Raw genomic sequence first — 5,832 nt, 5'->3', positions numbered from 1 at the left:
CAGGTAGAGCGTGCCGTTATGGACGATGGGGGCCGGATCGGCCGTGTACATCGTTTGAATAACCGGGTTGAGCGCGAATGACGTCGCGGGCAGCAGAGCCAACACGGACAAGAGAACGACAGCGGAGAAGGTTGGTTTTTTCATGACGGGCGGAAATTGGGGGAAGTGGGAAATAAGGTCGCGCCGCGTCAGCGCCCGTCTTTCGCCCCTTGTCCGATTCGGTAATAGTCGAAGTCCACACGGCCGCCGGCGGTTTTGGTCGAGTAATAGAAGAGACCGAAGCGATAACCCATGAAGTGCTCCGGAAGGGTGTAGTGAAGAGCCGAGGGACGTCCGATGGGGGTCCAGGATTTGCCGTCGAGGCTGTAGGAGAAGCGGGCGACGTCAGGCGCGGGCAGAAATTCGCATTCGACCTTGAGGTGAACGGTTTTGCCGGAGAGGGGAACGGAGGCGATTTCCTCGGGATTGCCGGAGTCGGCGCTCACCATGACGAGAGATCGGGTGCCGCCGCTCATCTTTACGCCAACAAACCCATAGTCTTTCTGAAAAGCGGCGATGCCGGCCAGGTCGCCGTCTTTCATGCCACTCACGTCGATGCTCGTGGTGGCGAAACTGCTGGGGCCAAAGGTGCGCTGGGTGAGGGTGTTCGTGGCCTCCGGCAACGCGGAAACGACCCGGCTGGTGRYGAGGCTCAGGTGGCCCGGSCGCTTGGTRAGCGACCAGTCAYGRGGCTTGGGGTTGTGATTCCATTGCCAGGCSAGSGGCAGGKCRGGGTCGCCGGGCYGGCGGTYGAATTCGTCGGAGGCGACGATGCCGGAGGCKCCGGAGACGCCCTGTSCGCCGGCSGGGATGTCGAGCGTCATGGGCRCCTTGCCGTTTTCGCCGAGCACGGGCCARCCGTCCTTCCAGGTCACSGGCACGAGRTAGGGAATGCGACCGACGGCGCCGTTGYCCTTGAARAGATAGGCGTACCACTTGCCKTCGGGCGTGTCGATGAGGCCGCCCTGGGCGATRCCGCGGTCATCGAGCACGATGCGACCCTCGTAGGGACCGTCGATTTTGTCGGCGCGGTGGACGATGACGCTGCGCGCCCAGCGGCTCCCGGGCGAGGCGATGTTGACGAGGTAGTAGCGGCCGTTGATCTTGAAAAGCTGCGAACCCTCGCTGAGCCCGCCCAGGTCGGAGCCGAAGACGGCGTTGAGATTTTCGATGATGACCTTGTTCACGCCGCCGGGCTTGATTCCAGAGAGGTCGGGTTGCAGCTCGGTGAGCGTGATGCGACCGGCCCCCCAGAGCATGTAAACGCGACCGTCGTCGTCGAAAAACAGGCTGTGGTCATGCAGCGCTGGCTCGAAACTCGTCTCTTTCCACGGGCCGCGCTCCGGATCGCGCGTGGTGTAAATGTGGGTGCGTCCGCTGGTAGAGGCGAACGTCGAGACATAGAACACGCCGTTGTGGAAACGCAGGCTGCTGGCCCAGGAGCCGCGACCGTAGGCGGTTTTGCCGTTTTCGAGGCGCATGGCTTCGTTGTCGGCAAGGGTTTCATAGGCGTAGGAAGCCATGCTCCAGTTGACCAGGTCSGTCGACTTCATGATCGGCAGGCCCGGGCTCATGTGCATCGTCRTGCTGCTCATGTAGTAGGTCTTGCCCACACGGATGACGGCGATGTCCGGGACGTCGGCCCAGATCAGCGGGTTGTGGGCAGGMGCYGCCTGTGCAGCTGGTGCTGCCTGTGCAGCCTCGGCCGCCGGAACGACCTGAGACGCGACGGAGAGCACGAGGGCCATCAGCATGGGAAAGATCGGGCGGTTCATGAGACGCGCGGGAGAGCCGGCGGAACGGCGGCCCAGGCTGCCAGCGTGTGTGTTCATGTTTTGTCTCTGGAGTAGTTWTTGCGAGTCCAGCGCCGTAAAGGCAGCAGCAACGGCCTGAAGCAGCGCACGGCGCGACGGCGAGGAAGCGTCAGCTGCGGCGACGGAAATCTCGTTCTTCTTTATCGCTCAGATCCGGGGGCGGCTTCAGGGTCGCAGACCTCACTTGCGCTCGAAGCGCCAGTGATCGAACTCAAACATCGTCGGCTCGCCTTGACCCCTGAAGATGAGGTAGAGGTCGTGCACGCCCGTGGCGCCTGAGACCGGCACGCTTTGCTGCTGCCACTGATCCCGGCCGCCGGTGCGGGCCACCGTCAGGGTGCCAAGATGGGGACCTTCGACGCTGTCGAGCCGCAACTCGATCTTGCCGCCGTCCATTTCGCTGGCCACGTTGGCGACGAAGCGTGATGCGCCCTTGCTGCCAAAGTCGACGCCGTTGACCTTGATGTAGCTCAGATCGGTGATGCGCGTGACATACATGCCGGCCTTGTCACTGCGCGCGGTCTTGATGCCAGGCGCCCAGTCGAACGGGCGATCCCGATCCCGCTTCACGCGGGACGTCCAGGCCATGGTCTCGGCCTCCACGCGTTCGTAGGGCGACAAGGGTTTGAGCGGAGCGACGCCGACGTTGTCCCACCAGGGGAGCATGTTGATGGTGCCGTCCGCGTTGTAGTCGAACCGGGTCACGGTGACGGAGCGGCGTTCGCGATGGATGGGCGTGTCGGCAAAGTTCAGCCGGTAGTTGAACCCGAACAGGTAGGACCCACCCATGTAGTCGATGATGCCCGGGTGGTTGCCAGTCGAGTTGGTGTTGTGGTCCATGATGTCGCCCTTGTAGACCCAGGGGCCGGTGGGCTTGTCGCTCATGGCGTAGCCAATGCCTTCGGGGCAGCAGGCCGATGCGTAGGCCATGTAGTACTTGCCCTGGCGCTTGTAGAACCAGGGGCCTTCCTGGTAGTTCCCCGGCTTGGAGTCGATCTGCTTGATCTCGCCCGAGTAGGAAATCATGTCCTTGTTCAGCTTGACGTACCAAAGATGGGGATTGCCCCAATACATATAGGCCTGACCGTCGTCATCGACAAAGACCGTGGGATCGAAGTAGCCGTTGGCCTTGTCGATCAACGGCTTGCCCAAGGCATCCTTGAAGGGGCCTTCGGGCCGGTCGGCCACGGCGACGGCAATCACGCTCTTGGGCCAGCCCTGCACACTCACCGACGCGTAAAGGTAGAACTTGCCGTCGCGCTCGACCACCTGGGAAGCCCAGGCATCGTTGTCCTGCACCGCCCAGGGGAAGGTGGCCAACGACGCCACGACGCCCTTGTCGGTCCAGTTCGACATGTCGGTCGACGCGTAGAGCCGCCAGTTGCGCATCTTGAAGTCGCGGGCGTCGTCCTCGTCCTGCCCGGTGTAGAGGTAGACAACCCCCTTGTGCACCAACGGTGCCGGATCGGCGGTGAAGCTGGTCTGGACGACGGGGTTCTCGGCCTGGCTCGGCTGCGGCCAGACGCAGGCCTGGACAAGCGCCAGGAGCGCAAGCACGCGCGCAATCATGGGAAACCTCGATTCGGAACGATGCGGAGCGGCGAAACGGCCATCCGCTGGGAAAACTACGGGCGATTTCGACCCATGCCGCATGGCGCTTCACCTTTCAGGTTGATCAGTCCGAGCTGACGCCAGTGGGCGTGCAGCAGATGGTTTTTATCGTGCCCGCATGAGCTCAAGAYGMGCCAGGGATCAGCCCAGCATCTTGAGCAGCATGCGATGGTGCTGCGGCATGCGCGCCACCGAGGCTTCGATGGCCTTGCGACGCTGGTCCAGCGCCTGCRTGGCSCGCTCCGGCGAAATCTCCGCGAAGACCGGATCGTTGCGCTCCGGCCAGTGCTCCATGCCGGCGTGGATGGCCAGCCAGCTGGTGGCGTCGAACCCCTCTTCGTCGTACTCATGCAGCACGCCGTAGCGACGCCACAGCTCCATCCGGAAGGCCAGCGTCTCTGGCAGCTCCATCGATGACACGTGCCGCCACAGCTCGCTGTCGCGGCGGCGGGTCAGGCAGTAGTGCAGGATGATGAAGTCGCGGATGCGCGCGAAGCGGCGAGCCGCGCCGTCGTTGAACAGGGCCCGGTCGTTCTCGTCCACCGGCCGGCCGGCGGTCAGCAGGGTCATGAGACGGCTGATGCCGTCCTGGATCAGGTAGATGCTGGTGGACTCGAGCGGCTCCAGGAAGCCGGAGGACAGGCCGATGGCGACGACGTTGTGCACCCAGAAGCGCTCGCGGTGGCCGGTGGTGAAGCGCAACAACCGCGGCTCGCCGAGCGGCTTGCCGTCGAGCCGGGCCAGCAGCTGTTCGCGGGCACGGTCGGCGTCGATGAAGCGGCTTGAGAASACGTGGCCATGACCGGTGCGGTTCTGCAGCGGGATGCGCCACGCCCAGCCCCCTTCCAGCGCCGTGGCCTGGGTGTACGGGGCCAGTTCCTCGCCGACCCGCTCGGTGGGACAGGCCCAGGCGCCGTCGACGGGCAGCCAGTGGCTGAAGTCGACGAAGGGCTCKKCCAGCGYCTGGCCCAACARCARGGAACGAAAGCCCGAGCAGTCGACGAACAGGTCRCCYTCGATGCGCCGGCCGTCCTCCAGCTGCACGGCGGCCACGCCRCCATCGGCACGGCGRGACACGTCGGTGATGCGTCCCAGCGTGTGGCGGGCACCRCGCTGCACGGCCARTTTGCGCAGGAAGGCRGCGTACTGGACRGCRTCGAAGTGGTAGGCGTACTTGAACTGCGCCTGCTCGTCGGGCAGCACGAAGCGGCCCTTCATCGCCATCACCGTCGGCACGCACTGCACGCCCAGCGGYTCGGYCAGCCCCATGCGGCGGTGCTGGCCCCACAGCGTCTGCGAACCGAACAGGTTGCCGAAGTGGCCGAAGGTGTGGAAGTARTCCTTGCCCACGTCCAGCCAGTCGCARAAGCGGATGCCCAGCTTGTAGGTGCCGTTSGTGGCGCGCAGGAAATCGCGCTCGTCGATGCCGATCAGCTGGTTGTAGTTGCGGATGGACGGGAAGGTGGCYTCRCCMACGCCGAYGATGCCGATCTCCTCGGACTCGACCACCTCGACGGYGGCGCGGCCCTTCAGCCCGGTGACCAGCGCCGCGGCCACCATCCAGCCGGCGCTGCCACCGCCCACGACGACGATGCGAKCAAYTTTCTGCGTCATAGARACYCTGCSAAGTTCTTGGGCGCCATCAATGATCTGCGCCGACGTCCATCATTTCCATCTCTGGCCACGCGGCGCCGACCCACGCAAGTGGGCATGCCGCCCGGACAGTCCGTCCAGGCGGCATGCAGTTACGCCGCGTCAGGGACCGCGTCAGAACTCGTAGCGTGCGCTCATTGAGTAGCTGCGGCCAGGGTAGAACCACGCACGCCCCATCGTGCCGATGTGCTGCTGCTGCGTCTGGCGGACGATGACGTTGTTCAGGTTCGTCATGTTGAGCGACATACTGAACTGGTCGCTGAACCTGTAGTTCATGCCCGCGTCCCACTGGCCGWACGCCTCCTGCCAGGTCGGCAGGCCCCAGCCCACATCCCGGGCACCCGGGCGCGTCGGGTCCGCGCTCGTCGCATCATCGCCGCGCGTGCCATTGGCATCCGCCCCCTGCAGCACCCGGCTATGCCAGTTGTAGGCCAGCCGTGCCGAAAACGGGCCGCGGTCGTACATCAAGACGAAGTTGGCCGCGTTCTTGGCCATGTAGGGCAGCGGCAGATCGTTGAACGGCACGCCGTTGGTGTCGCAGCCGAACAGGTGCAAGGTGCCATTCGTCTGCGTCCTGCCCGCATCGCAATAGGGGTTGTAGATCTGCTTGTACAGGCTTTGCTTGGCGTCGATGTAGGTGTAGTTGGCCGACACGCCGATGCCCTTGGCCCACTCCGGCAGCACGCCGTCCAGGAAGGGCAGCTTGTCCAGGTAG

Annotated in this window: 4 protein-coding genes; all 4 read right to left on the bottom strand. The window is 64.5% G+C overall.

What is annotated here, in order from left to right:
- Positions 1-188: 188 nt before the first annotated feature.
- Complete coding sequence (locus ACXJKR_RS22295; RefSeq protein WP_457324673.1) at positions 189-1,871, bottom strand: glycoside hydrolase family 43 protein; 1,683 nt, start codon at positions 1,869-1,871, stop codon at positions 189-191.
- A 162-nt stretch (positions 1,872-2,033) separates the two neighbouring features.
- On the bottom strand, positions 2,034-3,410 hold the full coding sequence (locus tag ACXJKR_RS22290; RefSeq protein ID WP_235532098.1) for a glycoside hydrolase family 43 protein: 1,377 nt from the start codon (positions 3,408-3,410) through the stop codon (positions 2,034-2,036).
- 195 nt (positions 3,411-3,605) lie between these two features.
- The gene (locus ACXJKR_RS22285) at positions 3,606-5,078 is read right to left on the bottom strand and encodes a tryptophan halogenase family protein (RefSeq protein WP_457324672.1); all 1,473 of its coding nucleotides are present in this window, start codon (positions 5,076-5,078) and stop codon (positions 3,606-3,608) included.
- Positions 5,079-5,231: 153 nt separating this feature from the next.
- Positions 5,232-5,832, bottom strand: a 601-nt coding sequence (locus tag ACXJKR_RS22280) for a TonB-dependent receptor domain-containing protein (RefSeq protein ID WP_457324671.1), incomplete at its 5' end; no start/stop codon positions are given.

This window comes from Roseateles sp. P5_E11 (assembly GCF_054049355.1).
The sequence above is the reverse complement of the archived record's forward strand: the minus strand, read 5'-3'. Positions and strand labels throughout refer to the sequence as shown.